The organism is Bacillus cereus group sp. MG4 (assembly GCF_040460055.1).
GTDB lineage: Bacteria > Bacillota > Bacilli > Bacillales > Bacillaceae_G > Bacillus_A > Bacillus_A wiedmannii.
This window is the reverse complement of record NZ_JARVGZ010000001.1, coordinates 3,165,303-3,187,019: the sequence shown is the minus strand read 5'-3', so window position 1 is coordinate 3,187,019 and position 21,717 is coordinate 3,165,303. Positions and strand designations below refer to the sequence as shown.

The window sequence follows — 21,717 nt, the reverse complement described above, 5'->3', positions numbered from 1 at the left end:
TAAGCTTTAAATTTTATTAAAGGTGAGGATTTAATGAGAAAAATATATATCAATGGTAGATTTTTAACCCAAAAGACCACAGGGGTACAGCGAGTTGCAGAAGAGATTGTAAAAGAGATAGATAATTTGTTAGAAGATAAAGAGCTATCAAAGGAATTCAATTTTATTATTTTAACACCTAAAAATGTTATAAAAAATATAAAACTTAAAAGGATTAAAGTTCAACAAGTTGGCTTACTTAAAGGACATCTGTGGGAACAGTTAGAATTACCGATTTATAGCAGAGGGGATATATTAATCAATTTCTGTAATACGGGGCCGCTATTCAAGCGAGAACAAGTGGTATTTATACATGATGCAGCAATTTATTCAAAACCTGAGGGTTTTTCAAAAAAATTTGTTGCGTGGTATAAAATGGTATATAAATTGGTGTCTAAATTTTCGAGGGGAATTATTACAGTTTCTAATTTTTCAAAAGAAGAGTTAATAAGTAATTTACCCAATATCGCTTCTAAAATTCGAGTAATTAAAATAGGTGTTGATCATATTGAGAAGGTCGAAAAAGATGAAGAGATTTTAAAAAAGTTTAATTTAGAAAAAGATAATTTTATGTTGGCTGTAGGGAGTTTGCATCCCAATAAAAACTTCAAGGCTATCTTATCTGCATTGGATCATATGCAGAACTTTACTGGTCAAGTAGTCATTGCTGGTGGAATAGATAAGAAGGTAATTTCAGAAGAGACATCTGGATTTGGTGGGAATATAACATATGTAGGATATGTTACGGATGAAGAGTTATGTGGTTTGTATTCTAATGCAAAAGTTTTTATTTTTCCATCAATCTATGAAGGATTTGGATTACCACCAATAGAGGCAATGAGATTAGGTTGCCCTGTTGTTGCCTCTAATGTAGCTTCAATTCCCGAAGTGTGTAAGGATGGGGCTGTTTACTTTAATCCTATAGAAACTAGTGAATTAGTAGAAAAAATAAAGGTATTTTATAATAATCAAATAGATAAAAATGAATTAACTACTAAAGCTCTAGAAATAGCAAAAGATTATACATGGAAAAAAACTGCTGTAGAATTAATAGATACATTAAGAGAAAAATAATTGATTTGAGGTGTTTTAAGTGAAAATAGCAATAATATCCACTCTAATGTTTGATACATCAATTGGTGGAGTGGAAAACCATTTGCGTTTTATGTCGAAAGAGTTTCAAAAACTAGGGCACGAAATTAAAATATTTAAACCAGTTTGGAAACATGAGTACATTAACAGTAATCGAGTGGTAGATGGAGTTGAAATCGAATATATTAATATGGGAAAAATGCCAGTAGATTTTAGAAAATTTAGTGGTGGAAAAATATTGAAGTATTTGCCGGGTTTCCTAAATAAATCTATGTACATGCTTTCATATAAGAAAGTAGTAACATCTATTTCAAAGTATAGCCCTGATTTAGTGTGGCAGCATGATTTTTCAGCTAATTTACTTTCTACTAAAAGGTTAAGTAAAAAATATCCGACAGTGTTAACGAATCACACAGGGGAGTATTTAATGATTCAAAATAATTCTATACTCTCTAAGACTTTACCTAGGTTGTTAAAGCATTACTCTGCAGTTATTGGGCCTAGCATTGAATTAACGCCTAAAACCCATAAGTTCTCAGCAACAATTCACAATGGAGTGGATACGGAACAATTTTATCCTTTAGCTGTCGAAGAGAAGGATCTTTTAAAAAAGGAAACGCTAAAAGAAGCAGATGGTAAATTTGTTATATTCTGTCCAAGACGTTGGGCCCCAACTAAAGGAATTTATTATTTGGCGGAAGCTATTAGAAGAATTGATAAGCACCCTGATGTAGCTGAAAAAATAGTGGTTGCATTTGCGGGAAGTGATTATGAAGGATACCCTTTATATGCAGATGAAGTTAATGAAGTTTTGAAGCATGTACAAAATGTGCAGATAGAAAAATTAGGTAATGTAGCTGTATATGATATGATTAAATACTATCAAATGAGTGATTTAGTCATTATTCCATCTTTAATGGAAGCAGTGAGTTTATCAGCAGTAGAATCTATGGCGTGTGGGACACCGGTTTTAAGTACAAATGTTGGTGGCATGCCAGAATTAATTAATGATAATATTGATGGCTTTTTAGTTAATGCTAAATCATCAGATGAAATTGCTGATAAGATTCTTGAATTATACAATAATAAAGAAACTTTAAATGAAGTATCAAAAAATTGTTATCAAAAAGTATTAGAAAAGTATGATTGGAGTGCAATTGCAAAGGAAACTGAACATGTTTTAAAGCAGACTCTATAATAAAAGGGTGAGTATGAATGAAGTTAGTGTTACTATCAGGTGGATCTGGAAAGCGCCTTTGGCCATTATCGAACGATTCACGCTCTAAACAATTTTTAAAAGTACTTAAAAGTGAAAAGAATGAAATGCAATCTATGGTTCAAAGGGTATGGGAACAATTAAAAAGCTTAGGGATTGAAAATGATGCAGTTATTGCTACAAGTAAATCTCAAGTAGATATGATCAATAGCCAGCTAGGAAATGATGTACCCATTATCATCGAGCCCGAACGCCGTGATACATTCCCGGCAATCGCTCTTGCTGCTTCATATCTATATTCTAAAGAGCACGTTGATTTGGATGAGGTTGTAGGTGTATTACCTGTAGATCCATACGTAGAAAATAGTTTCTTTGAAAGGCTATTGGATTTAGAAAAGGCACTAAACTCTTCAAACGCAGATCTAGGTTTAATGGGGGTTACTCCTACATATCCGTCTGAAAAATATGGTTATATTGTTCCAAATATAGAGAAAAGTATAGAGGGATTTATTCGGGTAAGTCACTTTAAAGAAAAGCCAGCCACTGCCGAAGCGGAAGAGCTACTAAAACAAAATGCTCTTTGGAACAGCGGTGTATTTGCATTTAAATTAGATAAAATTATTTCCCTATTAGATCAAAAAGGGCTTCCTGTTCAATATGATGTGTTAGTTCAACAATATGCAAGTTTACCAAAGATAAGTTTTGACTATGAAGTAGTAGAGAAAACGGAAAATATTATTGCACTTCCTTATAGTGGTTCGTGGAAAGATCTTGGAACTTGGAATACCCTTACAGAAGAAATGGGGACGAACATCCTCGGTAAGGGAAATATGGGGATTGAATGTGAACAAAACCATATTATTAATGAGCTAGATATCCCAGTTTCTGTATTAGGTCTTTCTAACATAATTGTAGCTGCTAGCCCTGATGGTATTTTAGTTTCAGAAAAAGATGCAAGCCCTCGAGTGAAAGAATTAGTGGGGGATTGGGATCAAAGACCAATGTATGAAGAGCGACGTTGGGGTTGGTACCGTGTACTAGATCACACTAAATATGATGATGGAAACGAAGTATTAACGAAGCGTATTGGTATTACAGCTAGTAAAAATTTAAGCTATCAATATCATAATAATAGAAGTGAAGTTTGGACAGTTGTAAAAGGTGAAGGTATTTTTGTATTAGATGAAGAAATACGAGTTGTTCGCCCTGGGGATGTGTTGGAAATTCAGCCGAGACAGAAACATGCGATTAAAGCTGTTACAGATTTGGAGTTTATCGAGGTGCAATCAGGAAGTGAATTAATTGAGGAAGATATTGTTCGGATTTATATGCAATGGAACGAGATAGAAGAAGCTTGTTATTTAAAAAAGTAAAAATTAGTAGTAAGTGCAACTAGAGGTGGAGTTATTTTGTATAAAGAACCATTATTTTTTCAACCAGTGTTACAGGAACGGATTTGGGGAGGAGAATCTTTAAAAGGATTTAATTATGATTTACCCTCAAAAACGACTGGTGAGTGCTGGGGGGTTTCCGCTCATTCAAACGGACCAAGTGCTGTAAAGAGTGGTAAATATAAAGGTTTAACATTAAAGCAATTATGGGATGAACATAGAACGTTATTCGGGAACTATCAAGCTGAACAGTTCCCTTTATTAACTAAAATTTTGGATGCAAAAAAAGATTTATCTGTACAAGTACATCCTAATGATGAATTTGCAAATATCCACGAAAATGGTGAGTTAGGGAAAACAGAATGTTGGTATATTATTGATTGTAAAAAAAATGCTGAAATGGTGTATGGACATACTGCTCAAACTAAAGAAGAATTTAAAGACATGATTAAAAATAACGAATGGAATCAATTACTACGTCGAATACCAATTAAGTCTGGAGATTTTTTCTATGTACCAAGTGGAACCATCCATGCATTATGTGAAGGTACATTAGTATTGGAGACGCAGCAAAGTTCAGATACGACATATCGTGTGTATGATTATGATCGTGTTGATGGTGATGGGAATCAGCGAGAATTACATGTTGAAAAATCAATTGCTGTATCAATAATTCCTCATGAGGATTATAAAGTCTATCCGGAAATTGAAAAAGAGAATGGTGCTATTGTTACTAAATATGTACAAGAAAAGTATTTTTCAATTTATAAATGGGAAATTCGAATAGAAGCATCTTTTCAACAGAATCAACCATTCCAATTAGCTAGTGTAATTGAAGGTGAAGGGATGTTAAGAACCGCAAATGGAGAATTTAGTATAAAAAAAGGAGACCACTTTATTCTTCCTGCTGGAATTGAAAACTTTGTTATAAAAGGAAATGTGACTTTAATTGTCTCTCATCCGTAGAATAGGTCATATTAATTTTGTGATTTAACTTTATCATTTAGTATTATTGCTATAATATAATGAAGAAGTCTTAGTATTTTATTTGTAATTATAAGCAAAGAGGGTATAGAAATGAAAAAGAAAATTTTATTTTGGATTCTCGGTATAATAGGAGTGCTCATTATTGGTGGTGGAGCGTATGCTTACCATGTTTATTCTAATGTATCTAACACGTTAGATGCAGTTCATAAGCCTCTAGACCGTGATAAATCAGATAAACGTTCAGAAAAAGTTGATGTGGCTGATAAAAAGCCTATTTCTATTCTAATGATGGGTGTAGATCAACGTGATGAAGATCAAGGGCGTTCGGATTCTTTAATGCTATTTACGCTAAATCCAGCTAAAAAATCAATGAAAATTACAAGTATTCCACGTGATTCCTATACAGAGATTGTAGGAAAAGGTAAGAAAGATAAGATTAATCATGCATATGCTTTTGGTGGAATTAATATGTCGGTAAAAACAGTAGAGAACTTTTTGAATGTTCCTGTTGATCATTATATTGAAGTTAATATGGAAGGATTTAAAGATATTGTTGATGCTGTTGGTGGAGTAGATATTAATAATGATATGGACTTTACAATTGACGGTGTTCATTATGCAAAAGGTGATTTGCATTTAAATGGTGAGAAAGCCTTGTTATATTCTAGAATGAGATACCAAGATACTCGCGGTGATTTCGGCCGACAAATGCGCCAACGTCAAGTTATCCAAGCTGTAATTAAAAAAGGTGCAAGTGTATCCTCTTTAGCAAGTTACGGTGATGTGTTAAAAGCGATTGAGAAAAACGTTAAAACAAGTTTAACTCAGGATCAAATGTTTGATATTCAAAAGAACTATAAAGATTGCATGCAGGACAGTGAAGAAATCCAAATCCCAGGTGACGGTCATAAAGCCGCTGATGGTATTTGGTACTACTATGTTCCAGATGCAGCGAAACAAGATATTACGAATAAGTTAAGAGCGCATCTTGAAGTGACTAAGTAATATGTAATAACCCAACTCCTTTGGTAGGAGTTGGGTTTATTTTTGCGTGAATTTATATTAGTATTATATATTGTGAGATTAATAGATGAGGTGAATCGATGAATAAGAAAGCAGTACTTGTCCTAGTTATTTTTGTATTGTTTGTCGCTTCAGTTGTGAGCGGTAAATTGTACTGGAATAAGAAGATTGCGAATGCGACGGGACAGACGAGTGAAGTAACGAAAACGAAGTCTGAAGTGAAAGATAGCGGAGCGAAGAAAGCAGAGAAAAAACAAGATGCGAAGTCATCTTTTAATGAAGCATATGCGAAGAATTTACCAGATGAAGTGAAAGAGAAGTTAAAGAAAGCTGCTGAGGATAAAAAGTCAGTAAATCTTGTTATTGTTGGTGATGAAGCTTCTTCATCTGAAAAAGATGCTTGGGCAGCTAAGTTAACGGCTAATTTAGAAACTGCTTACGGTAAAGGGTTATGGAATGTGACAGTAAAGGAATATAAGGGTGAAAGTACGGACGAGTTAATCACAAATAAACGTGATAAAGAGATTGCGAAAGAAAATCCAGATGTGATTTTATTCGAGCCACCGTTTATTACTGACAATGGTAAAACTGGTAATGGAAACTCTGTTGCGAGTACACAGAAGTTTGTGCAAGCACTTTCTACTAGTGCAAAGGGTGCTACGATTATGATTCAACCACCAAACCCAGTGTATGGTGCGAAGAATTATCCGAAGGCGATTGAGGCGTTAAAGCAATTTGCGACGCAAAATGGTTATACATATGTGGATCATTGGGGAGCATGGCCTGATGCATCAACGAAGGCTATTTTGTCATACTTAACAGAAGAGTTCGGTTTCCCAAGTGCTAAAGGCCATGAAGTTTGGGCACAATATGTAACGGATTATTTCGTTGCTAAGTAATAAAGGTACACAAAAGGTATACGAGCAATCGTATACCTTTTATAATTAAGAGAGTGAATAAGAAATCCTAATATATGTAGGAGGACGACAATGAACTCAATTCTAATCTGCGGCGGAGCTGGTTATATCGGTTCTCACGCTATGAAAAAATTAGTAGACGAAGGTTTATCTGTAGTAGTAGTAGATAACTTACAAACTGGTCATGAGGATGCAATTACGGAAGGTGCGAAGTTTTATAATGGAGATCTTCGTGATAAAGCATTTTTAAGAGATGTTTTTAAACAAGAGAGTATTGAGGCGGTTATGCATTTCGCGGCTGATTCTTTAGTTGGAGTTAGTATGGAGAAGCCTCTTCAATATTACAATAACAATGTGTATGGTGCACTTTGCTTATTAGAGGTAATGGATGAGTTTAAGGTAGATAAGTTTATTTTCTCTTCTACTGCGGCAACGTATGGTGAGGTAGATGTAGACCTTATTACTGAGGAAACGATGACAAATCCAACGAATACGTATGGAGAAACGAAGTTAGCAATCGAGAAGATGCTTCATTGGTATAGCCAAGCTTCTAATTTACGTTATAAGATCTTCAGATACTTTAACGTGGCTGGTGCAACTCCAAATGGTATTATTGGGGAAGATCACCGTCCAGAGACACATTTAATTCCTCTTGTACTGCAAGTGGCGTTAGGTCAACGTGAGAAGATTATGATGTTTGGTGAGGATTATAATACACCAGATGGTACTTGTATCCGTGATTATATTCATGTTGAAGATTTAGTGGCAGCTCACTTCTTAGGACTTAAGGACCTACAGAACGGCGGAGAGAGTGATTTCTATAACTTAGGAAATGGTAATGGTTTCAGCGTGAAAGAAATCGTTGATGCAGTTCGTGAAGTTACAAATCATGAAATTCCAGCTGAAGTAGCGCCACGTCGTGCAGGAGATCCAGCACGTTTAGTTGCTTCTTCTCAGAAAGCGAAAGAGAAGTTAGGATGGGATCCTCAGTATGTAAATGTGAAGACAATCATTGAGCATGCTTGGAATTGGCATCAGAAGAAACCTAATGGGTATGAAAAGTAATAATGTTTTAAACCTCAAAAAGTAGTTTTTAACTACTCTTTGAGGTTTTTTGTTTATGTAAAAATGAACAAATTCCAAACGATAAAATCCCCTAATTCAGAAATTCACTAATATGTTATGATAAATGCACTAAGTTAGTAACATATTGGGTACAAAGGATAGAAGAAACAGGTGAAGCAGATGAATAAAAGGCAACAGGAAGTTTTACAAGTTTTATTATCTGAGTCTAATGAGTATTTGTTAGTGCAGGAGCTTGCTGATAGGATTGGTTGTTCGGAGAAGACGATTCGTAATGACTTTAAGGTGATTGAGGAATATGTAGAGAAGTATTCAGATGCACTTCTTATTCGGAGACCGGGTTTAGGTGTCTGTTTAGAAATTACGGATTATGATAAGTCCAGTTTGTTCAATAAATTGTATGCTGTAAAACAGGATATAGGCTATGCATCAGACGAGGAGAGATTGTTGCAAATTACGTATAGCTTGTTAATGAATATTAAACCAGTTACAGTGCAGGAGCTTGCTGAGCAGTATTTCGTTAATAGAGCTGCAGTTAAGAAAGATTTAGATAGAATTGAAAAGTGGCTTGAGGAACTGGGATTAGAGTTAATTTTAAAGCAGAGGGTAGGCTTAACGGTAGAAGGCGATGAGAGAAATAAGAGAAAAGCATTAGCCAAACTATCAGATTTAATTCATAATCGAGAATTAATGAATCAATTTATTAAAGAGCAGTTTTTGTATCATGAAATTGAATTTGTAATGACTGAATTGAAAGCGTTACAAAAAAGATACGCTATATTTTTTACAGATGATACGTTAGAAAATCTTTTATTACATACGTTAATTATGGTGCGGAGGATGAAGTTAAAACAACCAATTTCAATGTCTACAGATGATTTAAACATTGTGCGAGAGACGAAAGAGTATGGATGGACATTAGACTTTTTAACAAGGTTAGAGTTTGTATTTACGGTTCATTTTTCTGAAGAAGAGATAGCCTATTTAGCCATTCATATTTTAGGTGGGAAATTTCGCTATCAAGATGAATGGGAGAAAAGTAAGCTAAATGTGAGTAGCCCCGTGCTTTCACAAGTTGTATCGCATTTAATAGATAGTATGTCTAAGTTGAATGAAATTGATTTCGATAGGGATACATTTTTAGTAGAGGGATTACAGATGCATCTGTACACGACATTAAATCGTTTGCAATATAATCTTTCTGTTTCAAATCCGATGCTTCATGAAATTAAGCGAATGTATCCGTATATGTTTGATATGTTAATTCATGAGCTGGATGATATTAATCAATCATTAAGTTTACAAATCCCTGAGGAAGAGGCAGCCTATCTTACTTTGCATTTTCAGGCGGCAATGGAGCGTTTGAATGATAAAAAGGTATCAAAAAATGTGATTATTGTTTGTCATATGGGGATAGGGATGTCGCAATTATTACGGACAAAAATTGAAAGGAAATTCCGGCATGTCCATGTGATGGATTGTATCGCAAAGTCCGATTTGGAAGAATACTTAATGAAAAATAAAAAGGTAGAGCTTATTATTTCTACGATAGATCTTCCACAGTTAAAGATTCCTCATTGTGTTGTATCTCCTTTATTAGAGCGGAGTGAAGAAAGTAAGTTAGAGGATTTTATGAAGAAATTAGATGAACTGCCATCTAACGAAAATAAGGACTTTGTGTTATTGGATTACACAACTCCTTTTTTAGTTTTTTTACAAAAGGAAGTAGAGCATCGTTATGAATTAATTGAAAGATTGGCGAAATCTCTTTATGAAAAGGGATATGTAGAGAAAGAGTATATTGAAAGTGCGATTGCTAGAGATAGAATGTCAGCAACGACAATTGGTGCAGGAGTCGCCATCCCGCACGGAAGTCCTAAGTTAATTAAACAATCCGCAATTGCAGTGGCTACGCTTAAGGAGCCGCTAGGCTGGGGAGTAGAGAAGGTATCGCTCGTATTTATGTTAGCAGTTAAAAGTGATGGTAAGGAAGTTACGAAACAGTTATTTCATGAGTTGTCTTTTATAAGTGAACAGCCGGTTTTTGTTCAGAAGCTTATTAAGGAAAAGAATATAATGAAGTTTTTATCTTATTTAAGATATGAATAGGTAAGGCGAGAAGCCTTACTTTTTTATTTGCTTCGGTAAAATAATGTTTTTTCCGGAGGTTACGGTAAAAAAGAAAACTTTTATGAATCAAATATTGATATATAGTATTTGTAGGCGCTTACATAAGGGTTGAGGAGGATTAAAATGAAAGTACTAGCGATTACATCGTGTCCGAATGGGATTGCCCATACATATATGGCTGCAGAAAACTTGCAAAAAGCAGCGGATAAATTAGGAATTCAAATGAAAGTTGAAACACAAGGCGGTATAGGGGTTGAAAATGAACTTACTGAGCAGGAGATTCATGAAGCGGATGGCATCATTATAGCTGCAGATCGTGCTGTAAATAAAGATAGATTCATAGGTAAAAAGTTATTAGTCGTAGGAGTTAAAGATGGTATACGTAAACCAGAGGAGCTCATTCAAAAAGTAGTAGATGGTAATGTTCCTATTTATCATTCAGATGTGAAAGAGGCTGGAGATGACTTACAAGGGAAAAAGCAAAACCCTATATACCGTCATTTAATGAATGGTGTATCATTTATGGTTCCTTTCATTGTTGTAGGAGGATTATTAATTGCAATCGCATTGACACTGGGCGGCGAAAAAACTCCTGGTGGTTTAGTAATACCAGAAGGTTCTTTTTGGAAAACAATTGAGCAGATAGGTGGAGCTTCATTTGCATTTATGGTTCCAATTTTAGCTGGTTATATTGCATACAGTATAGCTGATAAACCTGGGCTTGTTCCTGGTATGATTGGCGGATATATTGCAGCAACGGGAAGTTTTTATGGTAGTGAGAGTGGAGCTGGTTTCCTAGGTGGCATTATCGCAGGTTTCTTAGCTGGTTATGTTGCTTTAGGAATTAAAAAATTAAAGGTACCAAAAGCGATTCAACCAATTATGCCAATTATTATTATTCCGGTATTTACATCACTTATTGTTGGTTTAGCATTTGTATTTATTATCGGTGCTCCTGTAGCACAAGTATTTGAATCATTAACAGCTTGGTTAGCTGGTATGCAAGGTTCAAGTTCAATTCTTTTAGCATTAATCTTAGGTGCAATGATTTCATTTGATATGGGTGGTCCAGTAAATAAAGTGGCATTCTTATTTGGTTCCGCAATGATTGGAGAAGGAAATTATGAAATTATGGGACCGATTGCAGCAGCGATTTGTATTCCACCAATCGGGATGGGACTTGCTACGTTTATAGGAAAGAGAAAGTTCCAAGAAGCTGAAAAGGAAATGGGGAAAGCCTCATTTACGATGGGCTTATTCGGTATTACAGAAGGAGCTATTCCTTTTGCGGCACAGGATCCATTACGTGTTATTCCAAGTATTATGGCGGGGTCTATGACAGGTGCAGTTATTGCAATGATTGGTAACGTAGGAGATAGAGTAGCACATGGTGGACCGATCGTTGCGGTACTAGGAGCGGTAGATAACGTATTTATGTTCTTTGTTGCTATTATTGCAGGTTCTATTGTTACAGCGGTTATTGTAAATGTATTAAAGAAAGATATTTCAAAACCTGAAGAAACACAGGAATTAAAAGAAATGAAAGAAGTGTCAGCAACTAAGGAAGTAACGGAAGTTCAAGAACAAGAAATAGAACAGAAAGCTGAAAAAGTTGAAATTCAGAAGTTAACAGATATAACGAGTTTGGAGCTAATTGATGTTAATTTAGCAGGAGAGACACGTGACGATATTATTGATGAAATGATTGGGAAATTAAATACTGTAGGTGCTTTACATTCTGATTCTGAGTTTAAGCAAGCTATTATGAGTCGCGAAGCAGAGAGTAGTACAGGTATTGGAATGAATATTGCGATTCCTCATGGAAAGTCGGATGCAGTAAAAAAACCGAGTGTTGTATTTGGGATTAAACAATCGGGGGTAGACTGGAACAGTTTAGACGGAACGGATGCAAAGTTAGTATTTATGATTGCAGTTCCAAAAGAGAGTGAAGGAAATGAACACTTGAAGATTCTTCAAATGCTTTCACGAAAACTTATGGATGATAGTTATAGAGAGAGATTAATATCTGTCCAAACGAAAGAAGAAGCACATAAATTATTAGATGACATCGTATAAAATGGAGGATTTTAATCATGACAGAACCGTTATTTTTTGCACCCATTTTTAAAGAAAGAATTTGGGGTGGTACGAAATTAACTTCTTTCGGATATGAAATACCATCAGAACAAACGGGAGAATGTTGGGCTTTTGCTGCGCATCAAAATGGACAAAGTGTAGTTAAAAATGGAAAGTATAAAGGCTTGTCTTTAGGACAATTGTGGAATAATCATCGAGAATTATTCGGGGATATTGAGGGGGATCGCTTCCCTCTTCTTACAAAAATTTTGGATGCAAATCGCGACCTATCTGTTCAAGTGCATCCGAATGATGAATATGCACGTATAAATGAAAATGGTGAGCTAGGAAAGACTGAATGCTGGTATGTCATCGATTGCAAAGAAGGTGCTGAGATTATTTATGGGCATCATGCAAAGACAAAGGATGAACTAGTAAATTTGGTTGAACAAGAAGAGTGGGACAAGCTATTACAACGTGTAAAAGTGAAACCGGGTGATTTCTTCTTTGTTCCAAGCGGCACGGTTCATGCAATTGGTGAAGGTATTTTAATATTAGAAACGCAACAAAACTCCGATACTACTTATCGATTATATGATTATAATAGAAGAGATTCAGAGGGGGAATTGCGTGAACTTCATCTTGAGAAAAGTATGGAAGTAATAGAAACACCATTTGTTTCAAAACAACAAGTTGTACAATATGAAGAAGTAGAAGATTTACATGTAACAAAACTTATTGAGTGCTCTTATTTTTCAGTGAGAAAATGGGAGTTAGACGGGACGGTTAACTTAACACAAAATAGTCCATTTCTTCTCTTAAGTGTAATAAATGGAGAAGGAGAGTTAATACATGGGACTGAAAATTATCAATTTGAACAAGGGGATCACCTCATATTACCAAGTGATTTTGGGGAATATAGAGTTGTAGGGCGTGCTGAATTTATTATTGCGAGCGTGTAAGCGGAAAATATAAGTGGAGAGGGTATCGTCGACAAAATATGTTCGACAATACCCTCTCTTTTTTTGTATGATTTTTGCTATACTAAACTGTACTATAATACGAGATGGAAGGAGGAGAATAATGAAAATACTTGTAGTTGATGATGAATCGAGTATTCGTAATTTGATTCGGATGCAGTTGGAGATGGAAGGATATGAAGTGCTCACGGCGGCTGATGGAAGAGAAGCTTTAGCGAAATGGAATGAAGGGCCGGATGTATTAATTTTGGATGTTATGCTTCCAGATACAGATGGGTATGAGTTGCTTCGCTTGTTCCGTGAGAAGAACAGGGATATTCCAGTGCTCATGTTAACTGCAAAGAGTCAGATGAATGATAAATTGCTTGGTCTGCAGCTTGGTGCGGATGATTATGTGACGAAGCCATTTAATTATGCGGAGCTTATTCTTCGGATTAAGAATATGACGCGGCGTGTGAAGAAGGCAGAGGTAACGGTAAGTCATGAAGTGATTGGGGCAGGAGAGATAACGATTTGTCCTAAGGAAAGAAAGGTACATGTTAGTGGACAAGAAATTCAGTTAACGTACCGAGAGTTTAATTTATGTCAGTTGTTTGTTTCCAATCCGCAGCGTGTATTTATGAGAGATGAGTTACTTGAGAAAGTATGGGGGTTTGAGTATATCGGAAATACGAGAGCGGTTGATATTATGGTGCAAAGACTGCGGAAGAAGCTAGGGAATAGCGGGGAATATATTAAGACAATTTATGGCGTTGGCTATAAACTAGATTGTTAAGTGGTGATGGTATGTCTTTAAAAAGAAATATGGTGTTTGGAATAGTGGGACTGTTAATCCCGATTTTTGTTCTTTTGTACGCAGTTGTTTATATTACGTTAGAAAAGAATATGTATCATAACGCGGCAAATTCTTTAGAAAAGTTAAGTGTAGAAGCACAAATTTATACGATGAATTATTTAGAGAAGGAAGCAGAGGTCGAGACACTCGGTCCGAATTCACTTTTAATTGCTTCGTATTTAGCGAAGCGTATGGATGTCCGTGTACAGATGATTGGAAAGAATGGAGATGTTGTTGCGGATACGCAAAAGGGAGCACTTCTTCATCGGAACATTGATATTGAGAGCTCTTTGAAGGGGAAGAAGTCTTATGTTTTTGAAGAGGGAGATCCAGCTCCAATTCTTTTGTTTTCAAGCCCAGTTTATTATGGAAACGATGTCATCGGAAGTGTTCGTTTTATAAATGAGTTAACGGGTGAGAAGGAAGTTTTAACAAATGTCGGTTGGACGTTCTTAATGACGTCTCTTTGTCTAGTAGCTGCGGGTATTTTCTTTGCAATTCGTTTGGCAAAGTCTCTTCATAAGCCGATTGATCAGTTAAGACAAATGGCAAAGCGGCTTGCGAATGGGGATTATAAAAGCAAGATTGAGCTAAATGAATATGTGGAAATTGCTCAGCTTTCAGCATCTTTTAATGCGATGGCTGATGGAATTGAACTGCATATTAAGCAATTGAAAGAGGAGAAAGAGAAGCAGAAAGATTTCTTAGACCGCATTACGCATGAGCTAAAAACACCGTTAACGGCGATTATTGGCTATGTGGATTTAATTCCGAAGTTAAAGGCGAAGGAAGATGTAAAAGAGAGCCTGCGATATGTGGCTGTAGAGAGTGAGCGTTTATTATCACTTGTGGAGGAATTACTTAAGTCTTCAAAGTACGGGACGAGTACGTTTGAAGTATCACCTACAGTTGTGAACATAAAGGAATTAGCAGAAGAAGCAGTTTCAATTGTGAAACCTCGCCTGCAGAATTTCGAGATTGAAGTGATAAATGAGTTAACAGATGTACATGTTGTTGCAGATTTCGATAAGACGAAACAGATTTTCTTAAACGTGCTTGATAATGCGATAAAATATAGCGATGCTACACAAATTCGTATGAATGTAATTGTAAATGAACGCGAGGCAAAGGTTTTTGTTCATGATGATGGCATTGGTATAGATGAAGGTGTGCTTGCAGAGTGGAATGAAGCACCAGAAGGTAAAGTCCTTCCTTCTAGTTACGGGAATGGTTACGGTTTGTATATTTGCCAGGAGATTATGAATCAGCAGGGCGGAAGTATGCGGATTGAGAGTAGTGAAGAGATTGGTACTACAATATTTATTACATTTTTGCTTCCGAGACGGATGGAAGACATAAAAAACTTGAAAGCGGTTAAATGATACATTTATGAAACAATTATGCGGTATTTTCGAAACAACGTTTTTTTATCTTGGAGGTAGGCAGAAATGAAAAGGCTATCATTTCAAATTCTTATGTTTGTCCTTTGTATAATTGTTTCTCTTATTTTGTTTTATGTGATGGAGAAGCAAATATATAATCGAATCACAATAGTGAATGACAAACAAACTGTTTTACAAAGGGTGAATGAATCCCTGCCTACTGAAATGAAGGTTAGGCATGAAAAGTGGGGAGAAATTGTTATAACGGATGAAGTTCGTTTGCATACGATTGTTTCATTCTTTGACCGAATTCAAATAGAACCGAGAGAAGCTAAGAATCAAGAACAAGTATTTACTGGAGAAGTAACGTACTTGAATGGAAATAAACGTACTTTTGCAGTAGGTGACTTGTTCCAGTACGGGGCTGATATGTACGGAAAGAATGGTACGGATCCAATGATTTCAGCATTTCAAACGTATTTGTTAAGCCTGTATTACACACCAGACCGTATTATTGATTTTTTTGCGTCAGCGCAGGATGTCATAGTACGCCAAGGTGATGTAGAACGTAAGATGAATCTTACGCACATACTTGATTCGATTCGGTACGCAAAGCAAATTACAGATTATGGAGAAATACAGAAATTATTACAATCACAGAATGAACCGATTGCTTATATTACCGCTTATAAAACAGGGAAGCGTATAAAGAATGAGCGGGAAGACATTCTTACTATTTCTGTATATCCATCGTACTTTGTTGTGCAATATCTCGGCGATAATAATGGGAATGTCATGTATATGAAAAGCTCCCTCGCAAATTTATTTGTAAAGGAGAATGTGTCATGAGAAAGATAGCCTTTTTCTTCTTTTTGCTAGTAATTGGAGGAGCGATGTCTAGTTGCTCTCGAGATACAACCTCTATTAAATATAATAAAAGTGGTCTCCCTGTTTTGGATGATCGTCATCTTGTTGCGTATGTAGCAGCTCGTGAGGAAGTTGGTGAAGCTTTGCTTTCATCATTTTGTAAACCACGCGGCTGTACGTATGAATTTATTCGTCTTTCGACAGAAGAGCTTCTTCGGAGGGTAGAAGAGGAAGCTGGAAATCCGAAAGCAGATATTATTATTGGCGGTACGGTAGACGCGCATCAAATGATGAAGCAAAAAAATCTATCTATTCCTGTTATGAGTCAGCATGCGAACCGTATTTCAAAAACTGTTAAAGATAAAGACGGTTATTGGTACGGTTATGAAGTGGAGAAGCTGGCAATTGCGATCAATAAAGAGCGGTGGAATGAAGAAATAGCGCCGCTCGGACTTCCTTATCCATCAAGGTGGCAAGATTTATTAAATCCAGTATATAAGGGAAAGATTGTAATGCCAGATCCAAATGTCTCAGGAACAGCATATACGTTTTTTCAATCACTTATTGATACTGTAGGTGAAGTGGAAGCGAAGGAATATGTGAAGAACCTTGCAGGGCAAGTTGGTGAAGTAACAGTGAATGGTTACATACCAGTGGAACTTGTTGCAAGCGGTGAGTATATGATAGGCATCAATTTCATGGGAGATCAGAGAATGCTTCAAAAACGAGGCTTTCCAATTGTAAGTCTTGTACCTGAGCAAACAGGGTTATCTGTTAATGCGATTTCGAAACTAAAACGTGCACCGAATGGTATTATTGCGGATTTATTTATTGATTATTGTTTATCAGAAGAAGCGGGTCACATTTTAGAAAAAGTTTCGTTTGGCGTACCAACGATGTTTGCGAAGAATGAGAAAGAAATAGAAGGACAGCCGGTTAGAAGAACAAACCAAAATATATCAAATAGCGGAATAATCGAGATATGGAATAGACAGCGTCTCTCTCAGAAGTGAGAAAAGGAGACGAAAGAATATGTTTAAATGGCTTAAGCCAGCACCTGCAATTGAGAGATTGCCAGCAGATATGATTGATCGAGTATACAAATTATTACGTATTCGTGTATTGATGGGAATTTCAGTTGGGTATGCTGCTTATTATTTAGTTCGTAGTAACTTTACGTTATCAAGTACGTATTTAGTACAAGAATATGGATTTAGTACAGCTGAAATTGGACTACTAGGTTCAATCATGGCAATTGTTTATGGATTTAGTAAGTTCTTTATGGGGAACTTGTCAGATAAGGCTTTCGCCCAGCGCTTTATCGCAGTCGGTTTATTCTTATCAGGGCTTGTAAATATTTGTTTCGGTTTTGCATCGTCATTTGGAATGATTGTTACACTACTTGTTCTAAATGGTATTGTACAAGGTATGGGAGCACCACCTTGTAGTATCGTTATGACGAAATGGTTCTCGAAGAAAGAACGTGGTACGAAAACAGGTATTTGGAATATTTCACATAACGTTGGCGGAATGCTTGTGCCACCACTTGTCGGAATTGGTGTAGCTATTTTTGGTGAAAATCATTGGCAAGGCGGCGTGTTTATTTTCCCAGCGATTATCGCAATGGTAATTTCAGTTCTTGTTTGGATTAATGCGAAGGATACACCAGAATCAGAAGGTCTTCCTCCAATTGATGAGTATCGTAATGACTATGAAAATCTTGAAAAAGCAGATAATGCTAACAAGATGTCACCAAAAGAAATTTTAATGAAGTATGTAGTGAAAAATAAATTTGTATGGTTCTTATGTATTGCAAATGCATTTGTGTATTTAATTCGCTTCGGTGTTATTAACTGGGTTCCACTTTATTTAACGACAGTTAAAGGTTTCTCAAAAAATGAAGCACATGCAGCATACGCAATCTTTGAAGGTATGGCAATTCCAAGTTCATTAATCGTTGGTCTTTTAAGTGATAAATTATTTAAAGGAAAACGTATGCCATTATGTATCATTAGTATGGTTGGAGTTGTTATTGGTACGTTTGTATATTGGCAAGCAACTAGCATACTTGTTGTAAGTATTGCAGTTTCTATTATCGGGTGTTTAATTTATGTACCACAGTTCTTAATCGGTTTAAGTGCGATGGAATTAGTACCGAAATTTGCAGTAGGTACGACAGTTGGTATGTGTGGTCTGTTCGGTTATGTAGGAGGAAGTCTTGTAGCAAACGCAGCAATTGGTGTTATTGTTGATCGTTCTGGCTGGGACGGTTGCTTCATCTTACTATTAACAGGTGCAATTTTATCAACAATCTTCTTGTTCATCGTTCAACGTGGACATGAGGGGAAAAAAACTAAAGTAGCGTAATATTTTGTTTGAAAAGCTATCCAATTATCATTTTGGATGGCTTTTTTTATATTAATATAATCTTTCCTTAAATCTATCTTAAAAGACAATATGTCATATTTCTAATCATTGGAATTTTTGTTACAATATAAATGGATGTGTAAAACTTTGTAAAAAGAATGTAATAATATGTAATCTGTTTTCAGAAAGTTTTATACAATTTTTATATTAAACTACTAAGTTATAAAAGGAGCGAGAATATGTTACAAAATACGGTTCGTACTCCAAACAAGAAGAAGAAATGGATTATTATCGGGGTTATTGCACTAATTGTTATTGTAGCGGCAGTTAATATTTTTATTATGCAAGGCAAGAAGAAGGGGGCATCAACAACGGCTGATGCTGTAAGTTTTGAGAAAGTGACAGAGCGTAAGCTGAATAATACGAAGTTAGTTTCTGGTCAGGTTAAGCCTGGGAATATTGAAAGTTTCTATGCGGATCCGGCCAAAGGAAAAGTGAAAGATATTGAGGTAAAAGAGGGACAAGAGGTAGAGAAAGGTACGAAGTTATTCTCTTATGATAATGAAGAGATTAATCTTCAAATGAAGCAAGCTGAGCTTGATCAGAAGATGGCAGATATGCGTTATGATCAAGGGAAAAAGAAGATTGATTCGCTCAAGAAAGAAATTAAGAAGGTGAAAGATAGCGGAGCTGGGAAAGAAGTAACAGATCCGATGGAAGAGCAAGTAAGTGAGTTAGAGATGGCGCAAAAGACAACTGATCTTGAGAAAGAAAAAGGGAAGTTGCAGAAAGAAGAGTTAAGTAAAAAGCAGAAAGAGCTTACAATTTATAGTAATTTTGCTGGTGTTGTTCAAAAGTTAGATAAAGATGCGGCGCAAAGTTCATCTCAAGCGTTAGGTGGACAAGGGAAGGCATTTTTACAAGTTGCTTCTAAAGACCCGTTCCAAGTTCAAGGGACGTTAACTGAGCTTCAAAAGTCACAAATTCAACCAGATCAAAAATTTACTGTAACTGCGAAAGCGAATAATAAGAAGAAGTGGACAGGTAAAATTACAGAGGTAAGTGAATTCCCAACGAGTGTAGAGATGGGTCAAGCTGGTGGTGTAGGTGAAGCAACTCAAAATATGTCCCAATATACATATAAAGCAAGTCTTGATAGTCAAGACGGTTTATCTCCAGGTTACCATGTTTCATTACAAGTAAACTTAGAGAATAAGACGATGATTGCTGTTCCAACTAAGAGCATTGTAGAAAAAGACGATGATGCATTTGTTTATGTTGAGGATAAAGGAAAGCTTCGTAAACAAAATGTGAAAAAAGGTTCTACTGATGGAGACTGGACAGAAATTACTGAAGGCGTAACAGTGGGGCAAAAGGTGGTTAAAAATCCTTCCGACAACGTGTATGACGGAATGGAAGTGAAAGAGAAATGATTACGCTAAATAATATTGCTAAAACGTATTATCAAGGAAAGTTGGCAGTGCCGATTTTGCATGGTATTAGTTTAACGATTCAGAGTGGTGAGTTTGTTTCGATTATGGGGCCTTCTGGTTCTGGTAAGTCAACGCTTATGAACATTATTGGTTGTTTAGATCGTCCAACAGAAGGCGAATATATGCTGAATGATGTGAATATCTTAACAGCAGACGAGTCAAAGCTTGCTTTAATTCGTAATGAATATATCGGCTTTGTGTTCCAGCATTTTAATTTACTACCACGTCTTTCAGCGGTGGAAAATGTTGAACTTCCGCTCGTATATGGTGGCGTGAAGAAAGCAGAACGTCGTAAGCGTGCTTTAGAGGCGTTAGGTAAAGTTGGATTAGCAGACCGCGTACATCATTTACCGAATGAATTATCAGGTGGACAGAAGCAACGTGTAGCGATTGCAAGGGCAATTGCGAATAACCCAACGTTCATTATGGCCGATGAGCCGACTGGTGCACTAGATACGAAGTCTGGTGAGCAAGTTATGGATATTTTTACGAACCTTAATGCAGAAGGTACGACAATTGTTATGGTTACGCATGAAGAGGAAGTAGCGGCTTATTCGTCTCGCCGCATTGTACTGCGAGACGGGAAAGTTACAGAAGATAGAAGGTGTGCAGTATGAGTTTACTAGATAGTATGAAAATTGCCTTATCGTCTATTTTGGCTCATAAACTACGCTCGGCTTTGACGATGCTTGGGATTATTATCGGTGTAGGCTCTATTATTACCGTCGTTGCGATTGGGCAAGGCGGGGAAGCTGCATTGAAATCTCAATTTGTTGGGTCAGGTAATCAAACGGTTCCGATTCATTATAGTGCTGATATGAATGATCCTTTTGGTATGGGGATGGTAGAAGCACCGAAAATAACTGAAGAAGATATTTTTGAAATTAAAAAAATTCCAGAAATCGCACATGTTGTAACAACAAATTCAAGTATGGAACCACTTGATATTGAAGATAAAGTAGAAATGGTGAGTATTACTGGATTAGACAGTGAGTATTTTTCAGTAAATAAAGTAAAGTTGTTAAAGGGACGTTCTTTACAAGAATCAGATGTGGATCAAGGTAATAACGTTGTCATGATTAGTAAACAAATGGAAGGAAAGGTGTTTAAGGATGCCAATCCAGTCGGTAAAATTATTGAAATGAAGGGTCAACCGATGCAAATTATCGGTGTCTACAAATCAGATAACGAGTTTATGGGAATGGGGCCATCAGAAGCACTAATTCCAATTTCATTATGGCCGACACTGTATGGAAAAGATGAGATTCAAAATATTTCTGTTCAAGCAAAAAATGTAGATAACTTAGAAAAAGCAGGTAAAAAAGCTGCAGATGTCTTAAACAGTCGTAAACCGAGTGATGCAACTGGTAAGTACGAAGTTATGAATTTAAAAGAACTTCAAGAAGGTATTTCAAAGATGACCGGTATTATGACAATGATTATCGGCGGTATCGCTGGTATTTCACTAGTCGTTGGTGGTATTGGTGTTATGAACATTATGCTCGTATCTGTAACAGAACGTACGCGCGAAATTGGAGTACGTAAAGCGCTTGGAGCGACGCGTAGTAAAATTTTATTACAGTTTTTAATTGAAGCAGTCATGTTAACGCTTCTAGGTGGCTTAATCGGAATTGGTCTTGGGTATGGCGGGGCATATATCGTTTCCACATTTGCGAAGTGGCCACCGCTCGTTTCATGGGAAGTTGTCGTTGGAGGAGTGCTATTCTCTATGACACTTGGTATTGTTTTCGGATTAATTCCAGCAAACAAAGCTGCGAAATTAGATCCAATTGAAGCATTACGTTATGAGTAATTAATAGTGTAGTAGAACTACACATT

Annotated in this window: 18 protein-coding genes; all 18 read left to right on the top strand. The window is 36.2% G+C overall.

Going from position 1 to position 21,717, the window contains the following annotated elements; genetic code table 11:
• The first annotated feature begins 33 nt into the window (after positions 1 to 33).
• The 18 genes from QCI41_RS16840 to QCI41_RS16755 all read left to right on the top strand — a co-directional run bounded on the left by QCI41_RS16840 (position 34) and on the right by QCI41_RS16755 (position 21,691).
• A complete protein-coding gene (locus QCI41_RS16840; protein ID WP_353837044.1) occupies positions 34 to 1,113 on the top strand; it encodes a glycosyltransferase family 4 protein in 1,080 nt (359 codons plus the stop codon).
• 19 nt (positions 1,114 to 1,132) lie between these two features.
• Positions 1,133 to 2,329, top strand: a complete 1,197-nt coding sequence (locus QCI41_RS16835) for a glycosyltransferase family 4 protein (RefSeq protein ID WP_353837045.1) — start codon at positions 1,133 to 1,135, stop codon at positions 2,327 to 2,329.
• A 17-nt stretch (positions 2,330 to 2,346) separates the two neighbouring features.
• Complete coding sequence (locus QCI41_RS16830) at positions 2,347 to 3,720, top strand: sugar phosphate nucleotidyltransferase (protein WP_353837046.1); 1,374 nt, start codon at positions 2,347 to 2,349, stop codon at positions 3,718 to 3,720.
• 36 nt (positions 3,721 to 3,756) lie between these two features.
• On the top strand, positions 3,757 to 4,704 hold the full coding sequence (manA, locus tag QCI41_RS16825; protein ID WP_106074676.1) for a mannose-6-phosphate isomerase, class I: 948 nt from the start codon (positions 3,757 to 3,759) through the stop codon (positions 4,702 to 4,704).
• 111 nt (positions 4,705 to 4,815) lie between these two features.
• Positions 4,816 to 5,730: a polyisoprenyl-teichoic acid--peptidoglycan teichoic acid transferase TagU gene (gene tagU, locus QCI41_RS16820; RefSeq protein ID WP_353837047.1), complete on the top strand. Its 915-nt coding sequence runs from the start codon at positions 4,816 to 4,818 to the stop codon at positions 5,728 to 5,730.
• A 98-nt stretch (positions 5,731 to 5,828) separates the two neighbouring features.
• The gene (locus tag QCI41_RS16815; RefSeq protein ID WP_353837048.1) at positions 5,829 to 6,647 is read left to right on the top strand and encodes an SGNH/GDSL hydrolase family protein; all 819 of its coding nucleotides are present in this window, start codon (positions 5,829 to 5,831) and stop codon (positions 6,645 to 6,647) included.
• A 90-nt stretch (positions 6,648 to 6,737) separates the two neighbouring features.
• Positions 6,738 to 7,730 carry a UDP-glucose 4-epimerase GalE gene (gene galE / locus QCI41_RS16810; protein WP_353837049.1) on the top strand — a complete coding sequence of 331 codons (993 nt, stop codon included), beginning with the start codon at positions 6,738 to 6,740 and terminating at the stop codon, positions 7,728 to 7,730.
• 180 nt (positions 7,731 to 7,910) lie between these two features.
• A complete protein-coding gene (locus QCI41_RS16805; protein WP_353837050.1) occupies positions 7,911 to 9,857 on the top strand; it encodes a BglG family transcription antiterminator in 1,947 nt (648 codons plus the stop codon).
• Between the two features lie 144 nt (positions 9,858 to 10,001).
• Positions 10,002 to 11,954, top strand: coding sequence for a PTS fructose transporter subunit IIABC (locus QCI41_RS16800; RefSeq protein ID WP_353837051.1), 1,953 nt, complete (start codon positions 10,002 to 10,004; stop codon positions 11,952 to 11,954).
• A gap of 17 nt (positions 11,955 to 11,971) precedes the next feature.
• Positions 11,972 to 12,916: a mannose-6-phosphate isomerase, class I gene (manA, locus tag QCI41_RS16795; protein ID WP_353837052.1), complete on the top strand. Its 945-nt coding sequence runs from the start codon at positions 11,972 to 11,974 to the stop codon at positions 12,914 to 12,916.
• Between the two features lie 121 nt (positions 12,917 to 13,037).
• Positions 13,038 to 13,709, top strand: a complete 672-nt coding sequence (locus QCI41_RS16790; protein WP_000699561.1) for a response regulator transcription factor — start codon at positions 13,038 to 13,040, stop codon at positions 13,707 to 13,709.
• 11 nt (positions 13,710 to 13,720) lie between these two features.
• Entirely contained in the window at positions 13,721 to 15,151 is a 1,431-nt protein-coding gene (locus tag QCI41_RS16785; RefSeq protein WP_353837053.1) for a HAMP domain-containing sensor histidine kinase, read from the top strand.
• Positions 15,152 to 15,217: 66 nt separating this feature from the next.
• Positions 15,218 to 16,000, top strand: coding sequence for a DUF3919 family protein (locus QCI41_RS16780; RefSeq protein WP_353837054.1), 783 nt, complete (start codon positions 15,218 to 15,220; stop codon positions 15,998 to 16,000).
• Entirely contained in the window at positions 15,997 to 17,031 is a 1,035-nt protein-coding gene (locus tag QCI41_RS16775; RefSeq protein ID WP_353837055.1) for an ABC transporter substrate-binding protein, read from the top strand. Before QCI41_RS16780 ends, QCI41_RS16775 begins: the two co-directional genes overlap by 4 nt.
• Positions 17,032 to 17,050: 19 nt before the next feature.
• On the top strand, positions 17,051 to 18,385 hold the full coding sequence (pgtP, locus tag QCI41_RS16770; RefSeq protein ID WP_046955541.1) for an MFS transporter: 1,335 nt from the start codon (positions 17,051 to 17,053) through the stop codon (positions 18,383 to 18,385).
• 239 nt (positions 18,386 to 18,624) lie between these two features.
• On the top strand, positions 18,625 to 19,818 hold the full coding sequence (locus QCI41_RS16765) for an efflux RND transporter periplasmic adaptor subunit (RefSeq protein WP_353837056.1): 1,194 nt from the start codon (positions 18,625 to 18,627) through the stop codon (positions 19,816 to 19,818).
• Positions 19,815 to 20,495: an ABC transporter ATP-binding protein gene (locus QCI41_RS16760; RefSeq protein WP_353837057.1), complete on the top strand. Its 681-nt coding sequence runs from the start codon at positions 19,815 to 19,817 to the stop codon at positions 20,493 to 20,495. The genes QCI41_RS16765 and QCI41_RS16760 overlap by 4 nt, the downstream gene beginning before the upstream one ends.
• Positions 20,492 to 21,691 carry an ABC transporter permease gene (locus QCI41_RS16755; protein WP_353837058.1) on the top strand — a complete coding sequence of 400 codons (1,200 nt, stop codon included), beginning with the start codon at positions 20,492 to 20,494 and terminating at the stop codon, positions 21,689 to 21,691. The genes QCI41_RS16760 and QCI41_RS16755 overlap by 4 nt, the downstream gene beginning before the upstream one ends.
• The last annotated feature ends 26 nt before the right edge of the window (positions 21,692 to 21,717 follow it).